The 14,583-nt window shown below is 39.1% G+C and carries 17 protein-coding genes and 1 pseudogene; 7 read left to right on the top strand and 11 right to left on the bottom strand.

Features of this window, described 5'->3' with window-relative positions; translation table 11 throughout:
* The first annotated feature begins 265 nt into the window (after window positions 1-265).
* Entirely contained in the window at window positions 266-724 is a 459-nt protein-coding gene (locus tag JWR23_RS15745; protein ID WP_299517210.1) for a PA2169 family four-helix-bundle protein, read from the top strand.
* 85 nt (window positions 725-809) lie between these two features.
* Here the strand turns inward: JWR23_RS15745 and JWR23_RS15740 are convergent, their stop codons facing one another.
* The 3 genes from JWR23_RS15740 to JWR23_RS15730 form a co-directional block, all read right to left on the bottom strand.
* Window positions 810-992 (bottom strand): hypothetical protein, encoded by a 183-nt coding sequence (locus tag JWR23_RS15740; RefSeq protein ID WP_299502568.1) that lies wholly within the window; start codon window positions 990-992, stop codon window positions 810-812.
* 131 nt (window positions 993-1,123) lie between these two features.
* Window positions 1,124-1,303: a hypothetical protein gene (locus JWR23_RS15735; protein WP_299517208.1), complete on the bottom strand. Its 180-nt coding sequence runs from the start codon at window positions 1,301-1,303 to the stop codon at window positions 1,124-1,126.
* A gap of 164 nt (window positions 1,304-1,467) precedes the next feature.
* A complete protein-coding gene (locus tag JWR23_RS15730; RefSeq protein WP_299517207.1) occupies window positions 1,468-1,713 on the bottom strand; it encodes a hypothetical protein in 246 nt (81 codons plus the stop codon).
* Window positions 1,714-1,960: 247 nt separating this feature from the next.
* Here JWR23_RS15730 and JWR23_RS15725 point away from each other — a divergent pair, with 247 nt between their 5' ends.
* Together JWR23_RS15725 and JWR23_RS15720 are read left to right on the top strand one after the other, a co-directional pair.
* Window positions 1,961-2,533 (top strand): sigma-70 family RNA polymerase sigma factor, encoded by a 573-nt coding sequence (locus tag JWR23_RS15725; RefSeq protein WP_299517206.1) that lies wholly within the window; start codon window positions 1,961-1,963, stop codon window positions 2,531-2,533.
* Between the two features lie 12 nt (window positions 2,534-2,545).
* A complete protein-coding gene (locus tag JWR23_RS15720; protein ID WP_299517205.1) occupies window positions 2,546-3,643 on the top strand; it encodes a serine protease in 1,098 nt (365 codons plus the stop codon).
* Window positions 3,644-3,924: 281 nt separating this feature from the next.
* Here the strand turns inward: JWR23_RS15720 and JWR23_RS15715 are convergent, their stop codons facing one another.
* The 3 genes and pseudogenes from JWR23_RS15715 to pdxH all read right to left on the bottom strand — a co-directional run bounded on the left by JWR23_RS15715 (window position 3,925) and on the right by pdxH (window position 6,317).
* Window positions 3,925-5,052, bottom strand: coding sequence for an NADH-quinone oxidoreductase subunit D (locus JWR23_RS15715; RefSeq protein ID WP_299517216.1), 1,128 nt, complete (start codon window positions 5,050-5,052; stop codon window positions 3,925-3,927).
* Window positions 5,053-5,211: 159 nt separating this feature from the next.
* A pseudogene (locus JWR23_RS15710) lies at window positions 5,212-5,673 on the bottom strand (NADH-quinone oxidoreductase subunit C); the annotation flags it as partial.
* Window positions 5,670-6,317 carry a pyridoxamine 5'-phosphate oxidase gene (gene pdxH, locus JWR23_RS15705; protein WP_299517203.1) on the bottom strand — a complete coding sequence of 216 codons (648 nt, stop codon included), beginning with the start codon at window positions 6,315-6,317 and terminating at the stop codon, window positions 5,670-5,672. The pseudogene JWR23_RS15710 and the gene pdxH, both read right to left, overlap by 4 nt.
* Before the next feature lie 116 nt (window positions 6,318-6,433).
* On the opposite strand from pdxH, the gene JWR23_RS15700 reads away from it, so the two are divergent.
* Entirely contained in the window at window positions 6,434-6,997 is a 564-nt protein-coding gene (locus JWR23_RS15700) for a YqgE/AlgH family protein (protein ID WP_299517202.1), read from the top strand.
* A gap of 27 nt (window positions 6,998-7,024) precedes the next feature.
* Here the strand turns inward: JWR23_RS15700 and purE are convergent, their stop codons facing one another.
* Together purE and JWR23_RS15690 are read right to left on the bottom strand one after the other, a co-directional pair.
* Entirely contained in the window at window positions 7,025-7,525 is a 501-nt protein-coding gene (purE, locus tag JWR23_RS15695) for a 5-(carboxyamino)imidazole ribonucleotide mutase (RefSeq protein ID WP_299517200.1), read from the bottom strand.
* Window positions 7,526-7,644: 119 nt separating this feature from the next.
* The gene (locus tag JWR23_RS15690) at window positions 7,645-8,784 is read right to left on the bottom strand and encodes a 5-(carboxyamino)imidazole ribonucleotide synthase (RefSeq protein ID WP_299517199.1); all 1,140 of its coding nucleotides are present in this window, start codon (window positions 8,782-8,784) and stop codon (window positions 7,645-7,647) included.
* A gap of 116 nt (window positions 8,785-8,900) precedes the next feature.
* On the opposite strand from JWR23_RS15690, the gene JWR23_RS15685 reads away from it, so the two are divergent.
* Window positions 8,901-10,364 (top strand): NADP-dependent isocitrate dehydrogenase, encoded by a 1,464-nt coding sequence (locus JWR23_RS15685; protein ID WP_299517198.1) that lies wholly within the window; start codon window positions 8,901-8,903, stop codon window positions 10,362-10,364.
* 200 nt (window positions 10,365-10,564) lie between these two features.
* On the opposite strand, the gene JWR23_RS15680 is transcribed toward JWR23_RS15685, so the two are convergent.
* Genes JWR23_RS15680 through JWR23_RS15670 form a run of 3 tightly spaced genes read right to left on the bottom strand, consistent with a single transcriptional unit; the run spans window position 10,565 to window position 12,155 of the window.
* Window positions 10,565-11,038: a hypothetical protein gene (locus tag JWR23_RS15680; protein WP_299517197.1), complete on the bottom strand. Its 474-nt coding sequence runs from the start codon at window positions 11,036-11,038 to the stop codon at window positions 10,565-10,567.
* Between the two features lie 27 nt (window positions 11,039-11,065).
* Entirely contained in the window at window positions 11,066-11,551 is a 486-nt protein-coding gene (locus JWR23_RS15675; RefSeq protein WP_299517195.1) for an NADH-quinone oxidoreductase subunit B, read from the bottom strand.
* The gene (locus tag JWR23_RS15670) at window positions 11,544-12,155 is read right to left on the bottom strand and encodes an NADH-quinone oxidoreductase subunit A (RefSeq protein WP_299517194.1); all 612 of its coding nucleotides are present in this window, start codon (window positions 12,153-12,155) and stop codon (window positions 11,544-11,546) included. The genes JWR23_RS15675 and JWR23_RS15670 overlap by 8 nt, the downstream gene beginning before the upstream one ends.
* On the opposite strand from JWR23_RS15670, the gene JWR23_RS15665 reads away from it, so the two are divergent.
* Window positions 12,154-13,368: an NAD(P)/FAD-dependent oxidoreductase gene (locus JWR23_RS15665; RefSeq protein WP_299517193.1), complete on the top strand. Its 1,215-nt coding sequence runs from the start codon at window positions 12,154-12,156 to the stop codon at window positions 13,366-13,368. The genes JWR23_RS15670 and JWR23_RS15665 overlap by 2 nt on opposite strands.
* A gap of 22 nt (window positions 13,369-13,390) precedes the next feature.
* Window positions 13,391-14,578: a glycosyltransferase family 87 protein gene (locus JWR23_RS15660; protein WP_299517191.1), complete on the top strand. Its 1,188-nt coding sequence runs from the start codon at window positions 13,391-13,393 to the stop codon at window positions 14,576-14,578.
* Window positions 14,579-14,583: the final 5 nt, after the last annotated feature.

The following is a 14,583-nucleotide window of genomic DNA, read 5'->3' as shown; positions in this document are numbered from 1 at the left end:
CAATTTAAACCATGAAAAAAATAAATATTACCCTATTCGTTTTGGCAATGATTGCCTTGAGCGGATGTTCTGTTATCGGCGACATATTTAAAGCCGGAGCTTTTGTTGGCATATTAGCTGTAGTTATAGTAATTGGAATCATCATCTGGATATTTTCGATGTTTAGTGGTCGATCATGATTTTACTCTTTAGATATTAAATTATCCTTTAATTAAGAATTGGCCCGCTTTTGGTTGTATAGTATATAACCAAATAAATTATTAAAATGGAAAGAAATAAAGAAATAATCGAAACTTTGAATGACCTGGTTCAAATAAACAATGACCGCATTGCGGGATATGAAAACGCCATAAAGGAAACTAAAGATGACGGCGAATTGATATCTGTTTTTAATAATAAGATATTAGAGAGCCAGCAATTTAAATCAACATTAGCCAGAGAGATACAGGTATTTGGCAGCGATGTTGATAATGATACTAGCGTGAGCGGCACTATACACCGTACCTGGCTTGAAATTAAAGCAACCTTTACCGGCCATAGCGAAAAAAGTATATTAGAAGAATGTGAGTTTGGTGAGGATGCTATAAAAAAGGCATATCAATCTGCCTTGAATGAAGGTCATTTACCGGCTTATATACGGGATATACTGAATGATCAACAAGCTATTCTGCAGCAATCGCATGATGAAATAAAAGCATTGCGTGATTCTTTAGAACACCACTAACCTTTGGAACACCACTAAACGTCGCTTTACAAAACAAAAAAACCCGGTAAAATTACCGGGTTTTTTTGTTTGTAACTAACAAAGATTACATTTTTTTAGTAGTGTCTTTTTTAGCTGTGTCAACTTTAGCAGAATCAACTTTAGTTGAATCAGTTTTAACTGAATCAGTTTTTACTGAATCTGTAGTTGAAGTGCTTTTACCTTTGCAAGCTGCAAAAGAAACTGTGATAGCTAAAGCTAATGCAGCGATTTTGAATGAGTTTTTCATGTTGATTTTTTAAAAGTGACTATATAGTTTTGCTATTAATACAATAAACAACAAAAGGTAACCCACTATTTTTAAAATAATGCGTTACCTTTTGATAAAAAATTAATAATCAGCTATAAAAAATGAAAAATTTATTTTTTAGTAGTGTCTTTTTTAGTGGTATCAGTTTTAACTGAATCAACTTTAACTACAGAATCGGTTTTTACTGAATCAGTTTTAACAGAATCTGTAGAAGCAGATCCGCTACCTTTACAAGCTGCAAATGCAGTAACAGTTAAAGCTACAAGAGCAATTTTGAATGCGTTTTTCATGTATTAATGTTTAAAAGTGAATAATTACAGGTTAATACATTAATAGTTAAAAGGTAACCCTATTATTTAAAAAATAATTATAAAATCTATGGATTTAATAGATTTATAATTTGCGCAAAACAAAAGCAAGTATTTAGCTTGTTTTATATAAATAAGAAAAGTTTTTATGGCTTTTTCCTGATCTCGGTTGATTTAGTTTTAATCTCTGTTTTAGTGGTGGTAACTGTAGTATCCTTTTTCAAAGAATCCGGTAAGGTGCTGGTATCTTTTTTAATTGAGTCTGTTACGCTGGTTGTATAAGATGAATCAGCTTTTACAGAATCAACTGCAGCAGTGCCTTTGCCTTTGCAAGCTGCTAACGAAGTGGTAATTGCTAAAGCCAGCAGGCCATTTTTTAATGTGTTTTTCATAGTTGTGCGCTTAAATAAAAATGTATCTTAATAAATAATTACTAACCTTATACATTAAATATGCCAAACAATTTTATTGGCCTTATTTAATCGTTTGCAAATGAAAGTGTTATTGTATAATGGCTCAAAAATGATAGGAATTAGGCAATTTGAAAAGAAATTATTAAAAAGCTAACAGTTATATTTATTTAATTTAGATTTTTATTGCCAATGATGGGTTACAATTTTGCATAAATAGTATTAAGTAGTGAATAAAGAGTTAAAAGATTCAGCACCAACAGACAGCGAGGTTATTCTTGGGATACTTAATAATTCGGAAATTGCTTTAAAACGGCTGTATATAGCCTATTTTCCGATGGTATTGCAACTGATACTTAATAATAACGGTGATGAAGATGATGCCAAGGATATATACCAGGAGGCGATAATTGTTCTTTATAATAAGGTTAAGGCCGGCGATTTTGAATTAAGCAGCAAGCTTAAAACTTATATTTATTCAATTTGCCGCAGGCTTTGGTTAAAAAGATTAAGCCAGATAAACAGATATGGCGGGGATATAAGAGATTTTGAAGAGTATCTGCCTATACCGGATGACGAGGTTGAAGAACATAATGACAGGAACATACAGTTTGGTAAAATGGAGAATGCACTTCAATTATTAGGCGAACCCTGTAAAACCATTATGGAAGATTTTTATATATATAACAGATCAATGCAGGATATCTGCGAACGTTTTGGCTATACTAATGCTGATAATGCCAAAACGCAAAAATATAAATGCCTGCAACGATTAAAGAAATTGTTTTTTCAGCAGAAATAAGGAGAGAAGAAAATGAGTGATAACCAGCTTTTAGAACAAATTGAACGTTATATTAATGGCGATATGAGCCTTGATGAACGTAAGAAATTTGAATTATTGCGTAAGGGAAGTGACGATATTGAGAAAAAGGTTGTCGAACATAAGCTTTTTACCAATCTGTTAAAGCAATATGGCCAGCGCGTTGAACTGGAAAGCCGTTTAGATGCAATTCACCAGGAAATTGATGTACATACGCTAAAAGAAAACCTAATGGTACATCCTTTATGGATAGTACAGTTGTGGCGCAACCATCATTCAAAAATATCTGTAGCGGCATCGGTAGCTATATTTGCTGTGCTAAGCGTGTTGCTATTTACAGGCAAGTTAAATAATGCCGATAATTCAAAAATTGTTGAATTAAAAAATAAAGTAGACAGGCTTGACCGTTCTAATAAAAACCTGAGCCGTTCTATCAATGATATTAAGTCAGAAAAAGGAAAATTTATTGATAAATACAGTGCAACCGGCACCGGATTTGCCATTACGTCCGACGGTTTAATTGCAACCAACTACCATATGGTGCAAGATGCAAATGCCATATCCGTTCAAAATGCTGACGGCAAAACTTATAAAGCAGAGGTGTTATATATCGAGCCGGAACATGACATAGCTATTTTAAAGATCATTGATAAGTCATTTGAAGCTTTGGGCGCAATTCCCTATACTTTTAAAAGGGCCGAAAGCAATATGGGTGAGCAAATTTCCACTTTTGGTTATCCTGATGGTTTCCCGGCTTATAATCCGGGGTACTTATCATCACTGTCGGGCCAAAACGGCGATAGCTTGCATTATAAGGTTACAATACCTATTAACCCCGGTAACAGCGGTGGCCCGTTATGGGATAGTAAAGGTAATGTAATTGGTATAACTGATTCAAAACAAGCACAGCTTGAAGGCGAACATTTTGCAATTAAATCAAAATATCTGCTTGATGCTATTCATAACATCCCTGCCGATTCTTTAGATAAAAAGATTGTTTTAAATAAGAAAAACACGTTAACCGGTTTAACCGAAGCTCAAAAAACAGCAAAGGCAAAAAACTATGTATTTATGGTTAAGGTTTATAATTGATAAAATCTGATCTATAAAAAAAACAAAAGGGGCGCAATTTGCGTCTCTTTTGTTTTATAAATCCTGCGTCATTGCGAGGAACGAAGCAATCTCTGCATATGCAAATCAACGTGCAGGATGTTTGTTAGTAGCATTACGCCATGAATGAAATTTGTTTTATTAACTGTCCTATGTAGAGATTGCTTCGTTCCTCGCAATGACGCTCCGTTTGTGTCTTAGTGAGACATCCAAAGTATGAGGGTCGGACTTTACGCTCGCCCTTCGAGGGCAGCTTCTAACTATTACCTATCCACTTCCCCTAATACAAAATCAATAGAACCTATAATAGCTATTAAGTCGGCTATCATAACACCCTTAGCAATTTCTGGCAGTACAGATAAATTATTAAAACTTGGGGCGCGGGCCTTTGCACGGAAAGGTATTTCAGATCGTGCATCGTTAGCTATAAAATAGAAACCTAATTCGCCCTTCGCACCTTCGCATCTTACATAGTAATCCTGTGGTTTAGGGGTTAGCTTACGTGGAAGTTTAGCACGCGGGTCAAAATCAACAGTGCGTTTTAACTCGTTTTGTAAACGATCAAGGCATTGTTCAATAATTTTCAGCGATTGTTCTATTTCATCAACACGTACTTTGTAACGGTCCCAGCAATCGCCTACAGTACCCATTGCACCTGTACCAACAGGTATATCAAAATCAAGCTCAGGGTAAACAGAATAATTATCAATGCGCCGCAGGTCCCATTTTAAACCCGAGCCACGCAGCATCGGTCCCGAACAGCCATAATTAATAGCAACATCCCGGGGCAATATGCCAACATTGGCTGTGCGGCTTATAAATATCTGGTTATCGGTTAATAATTGATTTAGCTCGACCATTTTAGGTTTAAAATAGTCTACAAACTCGCGGCAGCGTTCTTCAAACCCAACCGGCAAATCATAAAACAAACCACCCACCCAAATATAATTGTATAGCATGCGCGAGCCAGAGGCCCATTCAAGCATACCCATAATATGTTCACGATCGCGGAAGCACCATAAAAAAGGAGTAAAGGCACCAATGTCAATACCGTATGTACCTATCGCAATTAAATGCGAAGCTATACGGTTCATTTCGCAAACTAAAACCCTGATGTATTCAACACGTTTAGGAATGTCTTTATCAATACCCAGCATCCGCTCAACACCCATAACAAACGCGTGGCTATTGTTCATCGATGCCAGATAATCCATCCTGTCTGTAAACGGAATAGTTTGCTGATAGGTGAGTGATTCGGCATGCTTTTCAAAACAACGGTGCAGGTAACCCATGTGGGGTATAACCTCTTTAACTATCTCACCATCAGTAATCAATTCTAACCGCAAAACACCGTGTGTTGACGGGTGTTGCGGACCCATATTAAGTACCATATCTTCAACACTGGCAGCGGCTATTTTTTGGTGGTAATTAGCTAATGCCCGGTTGTATTTTGAAGTCTGCGGTTTAAAGGTCCTATATTCAATTTTTACGCTGTTATCAGCAGATGGGGCAGGGTAATCTATCTTTATTCCTTTATAATATTCGGCTGCTTTATAATCTTTCCGTAGCGGATAACCTTCCCAATCATCAGGCAACAAAATCCGGCGGAGATCAGGGTGGCCCTCAAAAAATATTCCTTCCAGGTCATAAGCTTCACGCTCGTGCCAGTCGGCAGTGCGGTAAACGGCAGATACACTGGGGAATGAGGGTAAATTATCCTCATTACGATCATTAGCTTTGCTTATTTTTAAAGTAAGCTGTAATTTATAGGGGATAGAAGCTAAATGGTAAACTACGCCAAATCTTCCATCTTCAACGCCATAATCAACTCCTGTTAAGCAGGATAAAAAATCAAAGTAGGTTTTAGCGTTATTGCGTAGTTCCAGGCATACATCAGCAATACGGTCAGGTTCAATTATCAGGGCCGGTTGCAGGCCGTCAAGCTCTTCACCGACAATTATTTCGGCACCAAACTTCTCGATAAGTAAAAGTTTAATATCCTCAAAACTCATGGGGCCAGGCGTACTTTTTTCCAGTTTTTGTTATCTATCTTTTTAAATAAAATACGGTCGTGCAGGCGGCTGGGCCGTCCCTGCCAAAATTCAATGAGGCGCGGTTTTAATATATATCCACCCCAAAAAGATGGTTTAGGTATTTCAGCATCAGCATATTCTGTTTCCAACTGGCTTATTTTATTTTCCAATATATCTCTGCTGGCTATTTCCTGGCTCTGTGGTGATACTAATGCGCTTATTTGGCTAAGTTTTGGGCGGCTATGAAAATATTTTTCAGATTGCTCCTTGCTTAGTTTTTCTATATTCCCTTCAATGCGTACCTGGCGTTCCAGTTCGCCCCAAAAAAAGGTAATGGCACCTAATGGGTTTTTAGTTATTTCTTTCCCTTTACGGCTCAAATAGTTAGTATAAAAAGCAAAGCCATTTATGTCAAATCCTTTTAGTAAAACTATACGTGCAGAGGGGCGGCCATCAGTTGTGGCGGTTGCCAGCGTCATGGCATTTGGTTCGTGTATTTGAGCTTCAATTGCTTCGTTGAACCATATATCAAACTGTTTTATGGGGTTGATATTGATGCTGGTTTCTGATAAAGAAGCAGCACTGTATTCTTGTCTTAAATTTTGTAATTCTTCCTGATTCATTTAATGCAAACTTACAAATTAATTGTACCGTAAATAGTTAATATTGTATTTCATATACATGCTGGAACATATTTTACTTTAGCTTGTTAATTTAGTCATAATATAAAAATACGTCTATGTTAAATTCTATCACAGCCGCGGCAGGGCGTTTGTTAATTTCGGAACCATTTATGCTGGACCCGAACTTTAAAAGATCGGTCATTCTGTTAACAGAATATACCGATAGCGGTGCCATGGGCTTTATCCTAAATCATCAAAGTGATTATTTGCTGGGTGATGTTTTGCCGGATACTTCCTACTCTGAAATACCTGTATATACCGGTGGACCTGTAGCCGCCAATACCTTACATTTTATACACTGTGTCCCCGGAAAAATTGAAGGTGGTATTGAAATTTGCGATGGTATATTTTGGGGTGGCGATTTTGAAATGGTTAAACAATTAGTATCAGACTATCAACTAAGTGAGAACGAGATAAAATTCTTTATGGGCTACTCCGGCTGGACTCCGGATCAATTAAAAGATGAGCTAAAAGAAAATAGTTGGATAGTAGTAGAAAAATGCAGTGCCAAAATCATATTTAATAATAACGAACAGGATATGTGGAAAGAAGTTGTGATAAGCCTGGGTACCCGTTTCGCGCATATTGCTAATTTTCCTGAAAATCCGCAATTGAATTAGCTAATAAGTGTAATGACTCAAATTAAATTATTTTTGATCTAAACGCATTTCTTCTGCAGATTCCTCAACTTTTTTCTTTAAATTTTCTTTGTAAGCGATAAGTTTTTTAACGATAGAACCATCAGCAACAGATATAATTTGCGCAGCTAATATACCCGCGTTTTTTGCAGCATTTAAAGCAACCGTAGCTACCGGGACACCATTTGGCATTTGAAGGATAGATAAGATAGAATCCCATCCATCAATAGAGTTGCTTGATTTTACTGGAACACCAATAACGGGTAAATGAGTCAACGAGGCCACCATACCCGGCAAATGGGCCGCGCCGCCCGCACCGGCAATAATCACTTTCAGACCACGACCAGCGGCCTCACGGGCATACGTAAACATACGGTCGGGTGTGCGGTGTGCTGATACTACTGCTATTTCGTATTCAACACCCAGTTCATTTAAAACGTCAGCAGCATCCTGCATAACCGGTAAATCCGATTTGCTGCCCATTATGATTCCTATTTTTGGTTGGCTCATATTTTTATTTATTTAAACCGTCATTGATTAAACTTTGCTAACCACTAACATTCTGTAATTTTGATTAGCGAATATAGAGATTGCTTCGTTCCTTGCAATGACGCGCGGAGTATGGTTTACTAACTAATTACCTTTAAAGTCTTCTGCACAAATCTTGCAGTTTCAATCGCTTTTTCCCTATCCGCATCTACAATAGTTACATGCCCCATCTTGCGGAAAGGCTTGGTTAGCGCTTTGCCATATAAATGTACATATACGCCGGGGCATTTTAATATTTTTTCAATTCCCTGGTAAACGGCGGGGCCCTCAAAGCCGGGTTCGCCCAATATGTTTATCATTACCGCGTTGCTTAAGCAGGCGGTATCGCCTAAAGGCTGGTTAAATATTGCGCGTAAATGCTGCTCAAATTGCGAAACTACATTCCCTTCAATGCTTTGGTGCCCGCTGTTATGCGGACGTGGCGCTAACTCATTAACCAGTATTTTACCATCTTTGGTCAAAAACATTTCAACAGCCAATAAACCAACAATTTTAAGGTCATCTGCTATTTTTTTAGCGATGCGTTCGGCCTCTTGTTGTATCTCGAATGATAGGGTAGAAGGTGATATCAGAAATTCGACCAGGTTCACTGCCGGGTTAAACTCCATTTCCACTAATGGAAACGTACTTACCTGGCCGCTTTTATTACGGGCAACTATTACGCCTATTTCTTTTTCAAAATCTATTAAATGTTCAATCAGGCTTGGTTCGGTAAAGGCGTTTGGCAGATAAGATTCATCAACAACTTTATAAACCCCCCGGCCATCATAACCATCGCGCCTTAATTTTTGTATGTAAGGGTAGGGTATGATGCTCTGTTTTAATTCGGCAGCAGATGATATTACCTGGAACCCGGCAGTCGGGATACCATTTTCTTTAAAAAAATGCTTTTGCAGGCCCTTGTCCTGTATCAGGCGTATAATGCGTGGTTGCGGGTAAACTAATACGCCTTCTTTTTCCAGTTGCTCCAACGCGTCAACATTTACTTTTTCAATCTCAATAGTAAGCAGGTCAACCTTTTTGCCGAATTTATAAACCGTTTCATAATCGCCCAGGGAGCCAACTACAAACTCATCACATAATTTACGGCATGGAGCCTCGCGGTCAGGGTCGAGCACCTTAACGGTCACGTTATAATTTATGGCCTGTTGTATTAACATTCGGCCTAATTGTCCGCCGCCTAAAATACCCAGTTTAAGATCTCCGTAAAATGCTTTCATTTTGTAGTGCAAGTTTACTGTAAATCTTTCAAATAGCACAGGTAAATTTAGTTTTATAGCTAAAAACAGCCTTAAAAAACTGTACTTTTGCGCCGTTTTATATATATTCATTTACCATGAAAACCACAATAGCAGTTGCCAATGGCGATGGGATAGGCCCGGAAATAATGCAGGCCGTGTTAAAAATTTTTAAAGCCAACAACGTGCCACTTGAATATGAGTTTGTTGAAATGGGTAAATCTTATTTCGATGCCGGCCACTCAACCGGGATGACAGATCAGGCAAAAGAAACCATCGAAAAATTAGGCATCCTGTTTAAGGGCCCAATGGAAACCCCAAAAGGCAAAGGCGTTAAAAGTATAAACGTAACCGCACGTAAAGTTTGGAACACCTACGCTAATCAGCGCGACTTTAGAACATTAAATGGTGTGGAAACTGTTTTTTCTAAAGCAGGCATACCAATTAACCTAACCATCATTCGTGAAAATATTGAGGATACTTATGGCGGTATTGAGCATTTGCTGACCTATGATGTGGCCGTTGGCCGTCGTATCATTACACGTCCGGGATCAGAACAGGTAATCCGTTACGCTTTCGAGATGGTGCGCCGCAAAGGATATAAAAAATTAGTCTGCGGCCATAAAGCCAACATCATGAAACTGACCGACGGGCTTTTTCTGGAAGTATTTAAAGAAGTAGCCAAAGAATACCCGGATATTGAAGCATCAGATATAATTGTTGATGACCTGTGTATGAAGCTGGTATCGCGACCGCAAATGTTCGAGGCTATTGTATTGACCAATTTGCAGGGTGATATTGTGTCTGACCTTTGTGCCGGCTTAGTTGGCGGTTTAGGTTTTGCCCCATCGGCCAACATTGGTGATAATATTTCCATATTCGAGGCTGTACACGGCACCGCGCCTGATATTGCAGGCAGGGGTATTGCTAATCCTACGGCGCTGTTGCTTTCGGGTATTTCCATGCTGCGTTTTTTAGGGTATTCATCAAATGCTGCCGCGATTGAGAATTCATTGCTTTATACCTTAGAACAAGGTGTGCATACCGGCGATTTTGGTGACAAGTCTACCCCATCATTAGGTACAACAGATTTTGCTGATGCTGTAATTGCTAACCTGGGCAAAGTTCCGGCTGATGGCGGCGTATTTGCCGAAGCTGATTTTCAGGTTAAACAAAACGCCAGTCCAATTAAAAATAAACTTACGCTCTCAACAGGCGCTAAAGTTGAAGAGGAAATGATAGGTGTGGATGTGTTTGTAGAATCAAAGGTACAACCAAATGAATTGGCCGAAGTAGCTAAGAAGAGTTTAAGATTTAACGAGAATTTTAATTTGGTAATGATATCCAACCGCGGTACGCAAGTATGGCCAACAGGCTCTATTTATACCGAGTTGGTTAATGAATACCGCATCCGCTTTGAAAAGAAGCCCGGCACTACGATCAAGCAAAAAGAAATATTGCATATAGCAGCTGATCTGTCTGAAGATGTGAAAGTTTGTTCGGTTGAGTTTTTGATGAATTTTGGGGGTAAGATAGGATATACGCTGGCGCAGGGACAGTAAAGCCTCACCTAAAGGGGCTGTAAAAAAATCAAAACAGAATTATATTTTGCAGACTGGCTCTCTGTGTTACTTTGTGACTTCTTTGCGCACTTGATGGTAAAAATTTAACCGCAGAGACCACAAAGCAGGCACAAAGATCACAAATGCCAATTATTATTTTGCTGCTATTTGCTGTTGATGATTTTTGGATAATGCCTTCTTTAAGCCCTTTTCGATAATTTCTTATCCGCTATCAAAGCAACCGGCAATGCCACACATATAATTAACGCGCAAACGCCGGTAATTATAGCCATGGGTTTAATATAATGCGGGCCAATCTGGCTTAGCGGGATCACTATTAAATTCATGATAACCCATGCAATGCCACCGTACACAATGGCTACTACATACTTATTTTTAAAAATTGAATAAGAAAAAGGATATAGCAGATAAAAGGCTGCCGAAAAAACATAGGCTATGAGGTAATGGAATAATACCCCCGCTACAACCATTTCTTCGGCACCGGCAAAGGCTGCCTTGCCAAATACGCCGCTGGCAATAAACCTGAATATGAGCAGCGGACTTATTTTATAATTAAGCAGAAGTGCCGCGACAGCATCCAGCGTCCCGGTTAATAAGCCTAACCAAAGAATGTTTCTTAAAGTGTTGCGTTTAAAGGTGTTGGATGCAGGCATAGATCAAATATATAATTTTTTGATCTATTATCCTTTTATCAAATGTTCGCCTTCTATCTTTTTTTGTAATTCTAAAATAGCGCCAATTAATGCTTCAGGGCGCGGGGGGCAGCCCTGTACGTACACATCAACCGGGATGACCTGGTCAACGCCCTTAACCACATGGTAGCCATACTGCCAGTACGGCCCGCCACAGTTGGAGCATGATCCCATAGAGATAACATATTTTGGCTCGGGCATTTGCTCGTATAAACGTTTTATGCGTTCGGCCATTTTAAAGGTTACTGTGCCTGCAATTATTATCACATCAGCCTGGCGGGCAGAAGGGCGAGGGAACACACCGAACCTATCCATATCATAAGTAGACACGAAGGACCCCATCATTTCTATAGCGCAGCAGGCAATACCAAAACTCAATGGCCATAAAGATGATAACCTTGACCAGTTAAGCAAGTCGTTCATTTTGGTGACAACAATGCCGCCGCTTTCGTTAGTCATATCAATACTACTCATTGTCTGGCTTTTTAAATGTTGGTTTAAACATGGGCTTCCTTATAGGTGCTTCGTTTGAAGTAGCAGGCGCAGTTGCAGTAGCAGCAGAAACCAACACGGGCTCTAAAGCAAATTCTTTTACCTTATAAATACTTTGCTCCAAATTTAGTTTTTCATATAAAGAGGCGGGTATGCTGGTATTGGTAGTCGGCACGGTTGGCTTAGGTTTTATCCAATCCAGGTCGCCTTTGCACCAAACGTAAATCAGCCCCAATATCAATATACCTAAAAATATAAACATCTCTGCCAATGAAAACCATCCCCAGCGTGCATCCGCAGCAATAATTTCATGATTGCCAAATACCGTTGCCCAGGGGAAAACGAATACCATTTCTACATCAAACAATAAAAAAACAAGAGCTATAACGTAGAAGCGTGAATTAAATGGCAGCCACGCGTTACCTGTTGGTTCTTCGCCACATTCGTAGGATGTTAGCTTTTCGGGGTTAGGGTTATTAGGCGCAATTAAGCGATTTGCAAAAAACATCAGTGCTACAAGGATTATTCCTGTAATTAAAAAGATAAGTATCTTTCCAAATTCTGATATTTGCGAAACTTCAACCATGCCGGCAAATTTAATAAAACAAAAAGATTTTGATGCTATAATTATTGGCGGAGGTGCCTGCGGTTTAATGTGTGCTGTACAAGCCGGCTTTTTAGGCAAGCGCACACTGATATTAGAAAAGAACGCTCAAGTAGGCGCCAAGATATTAATAAGCGGCGGAGGGCGGTGTAATTATACTAATCTATATTCGTCGCCTAAGCAATTTATCTCTCAGAATGAACACTTTAGTAAATCTGCCTTTGCGCAGTGGACGGTGGATGACACCATTAGTTTTTTTGAAACCTATGGAATACAGGGCAAAGAAAAAACGCTTGGGCAACTATTCCCGGTAAGCGATAAGGCTAAGGATATTGTAAAGGTGTTTACTGACCTCTGTGCGGATTTGGGACAGGAGATTAAATGTGATGCAGACGTAAAAAGCATTGAACAAACCGATAATGGTTTTGAAGTTGTGTATGAAAAGCACGGACGGGAAATTCATTTACATACTCCAAAAGTAGTTATTGCTGCAGGCGGCTTACCAATACAAAAAATGGGCGCCACCGATTTTGGCTTGCGTACTGCCCGCAAATTCGGGTTAACTCTAATTGATACCGCTCCGGCATTAGTGCCGCTTACTATTACGGGTAAAGACCAGCAATGGTATGAACAATTATCAGGCAATAGTATTTTTTGCAGGGTATGGAACGATAGAGCCAGTTTTGAAGAGAACATTCTATTTACGCATTGGGGTTTAAGCGGTCCGGCCATATTACAAATATCATCTTATTGGAAAGCCGGCGAGTTTATTTATATCGACCTGTTACCCAATGAAAATATTACCGAACTGATACAGGAGGAAAAAGAGTTAAATGGTAAAAGGACATTGCTTAATTACCTGTCGGGAATATACACTCGTAAATTTGCTGAAGCATTAAGCGGATATTTGCCAATCGAAAAAAACCTTGCTTCATTAAGCAAAACCGATTTTGAAACTATAGATAGTTTAATACACAATTTCAAGGTAAAGCCTGCCGGCGATAAGGGTTATGATAAAGCCGAAGTAATGCGGGGCGGCGTATCTACTGACGAACTCTCCTCCAAATCATTAGAAGCTAAAAAAGTGTCGGGCCTGTTTTTTGGCGGCGAGTGTGTTGATGTTACCGGCTGGCTTGGAGGCTATAATTTTCAATGGGCCTGGGCAAGCGGGTTTGTTATAGCGCAGAATATTTAAAAATAATTCCAATATTTGCCGTATGACCAAAAAGGTTCTCTTTTTAACCGGCTACCAATGGCTTTGGGTATTGTATATTGCCGTTGCAGCTTTTACCTCCGTGTTAAAATACACGCGTCATATAGATAACAATTACAAAATATTCCGGGCATCCTACTATCACGCCCGCGAAGAAAAAACTTTGTACGGGTTTTACCCCAACGAGTACGGTGATGAATATTTTTACGGACCTGTTTTTCCGGCAATTATAGCGCCCTCAGCATTGCTTCCCCATGCCTGGGGGTTTTTGCTATGGGAACTGGTAAACGCTTTCGCTATTTTAATAGCCATACACCTGTTACCATTTACCGTGGGGCAAAAAACGCAGTTGTTGCTGTTATGTGCTATTGAATATGCCAACTCGGTTTTTTATATGCAGTTTAATCCTGCTATAACGGCCATGATCATACTCAGCTTTATACTGGTCGAACGGGGGAAGGAGCAATGGGCGACTTTATTTATCGTATTAGGTTTTTTGATAAAATTATACCCCATCATTGGATTAACGTTCTTTTTATTCTCTAAAAACAAAGGGAGATTTGTGCTATGGTCGGCAATATGGCTGGTAGTGTTTTTTGTTTTGCCGATGTTTTTAAGCAGTCCATCGTTCGTTATTAATTCCTATCCGCAGTGGCTTACCGCTGTACATGGTAAGGTGGGTCTAAATGCCTATTTTGATTCCCCGCAGGATATCTGTGTAATGGGTGTAGTAAGACGCATAACCGGTAATATTAATATACCTAACGCGCCGTTTATAGCTGCAGGAGCTTTGCTGTTTGCATTACCGTTATTAAGGTTCAGCCAGTATAAATCGTTTAAATATCGTGCACAGGTATTGGCATCGGCATTAATATTCATCGTAATATTTAGTACAGGGGCCGAGCATCCAACCTATATAATTGCTGTAGCAGGCGTATTTATATGGATGCTGATACAAGATAAACCATACACAACAACTAATATAATTTTCCTGGTTTTGGTATTAGTAGTAACGGGTTTGGGATTAACAGATGCAGTGCCTAAATTTATAAGGCAGCCTTATATTGCTCGTTACTCCGTAAAAGCATGGCCGGTAATTATAATCTGGGTGAAGATAGTTTATGAGTTGTTATTTAAAAACTTTGTAGCCGAATATTCAAAAATTGATGAGCAGGTGGTAGAGATTGGCTAATTAGA

The organism is Mucilaginibacter sp., from assembly GCF_028288205.1.
Classification (GTDB): domain Bacteria; phylum Bacteroidota; class Bacteroidia; order Sphingobacteriales; family Sphingobacteriaceae; genus Mucilaginibacter.
The sequence above is the reverse complement of the archived record's forward strand: the minus strand, read 5'-3'. Positions and strand labels throughout refer to the sequence as shown.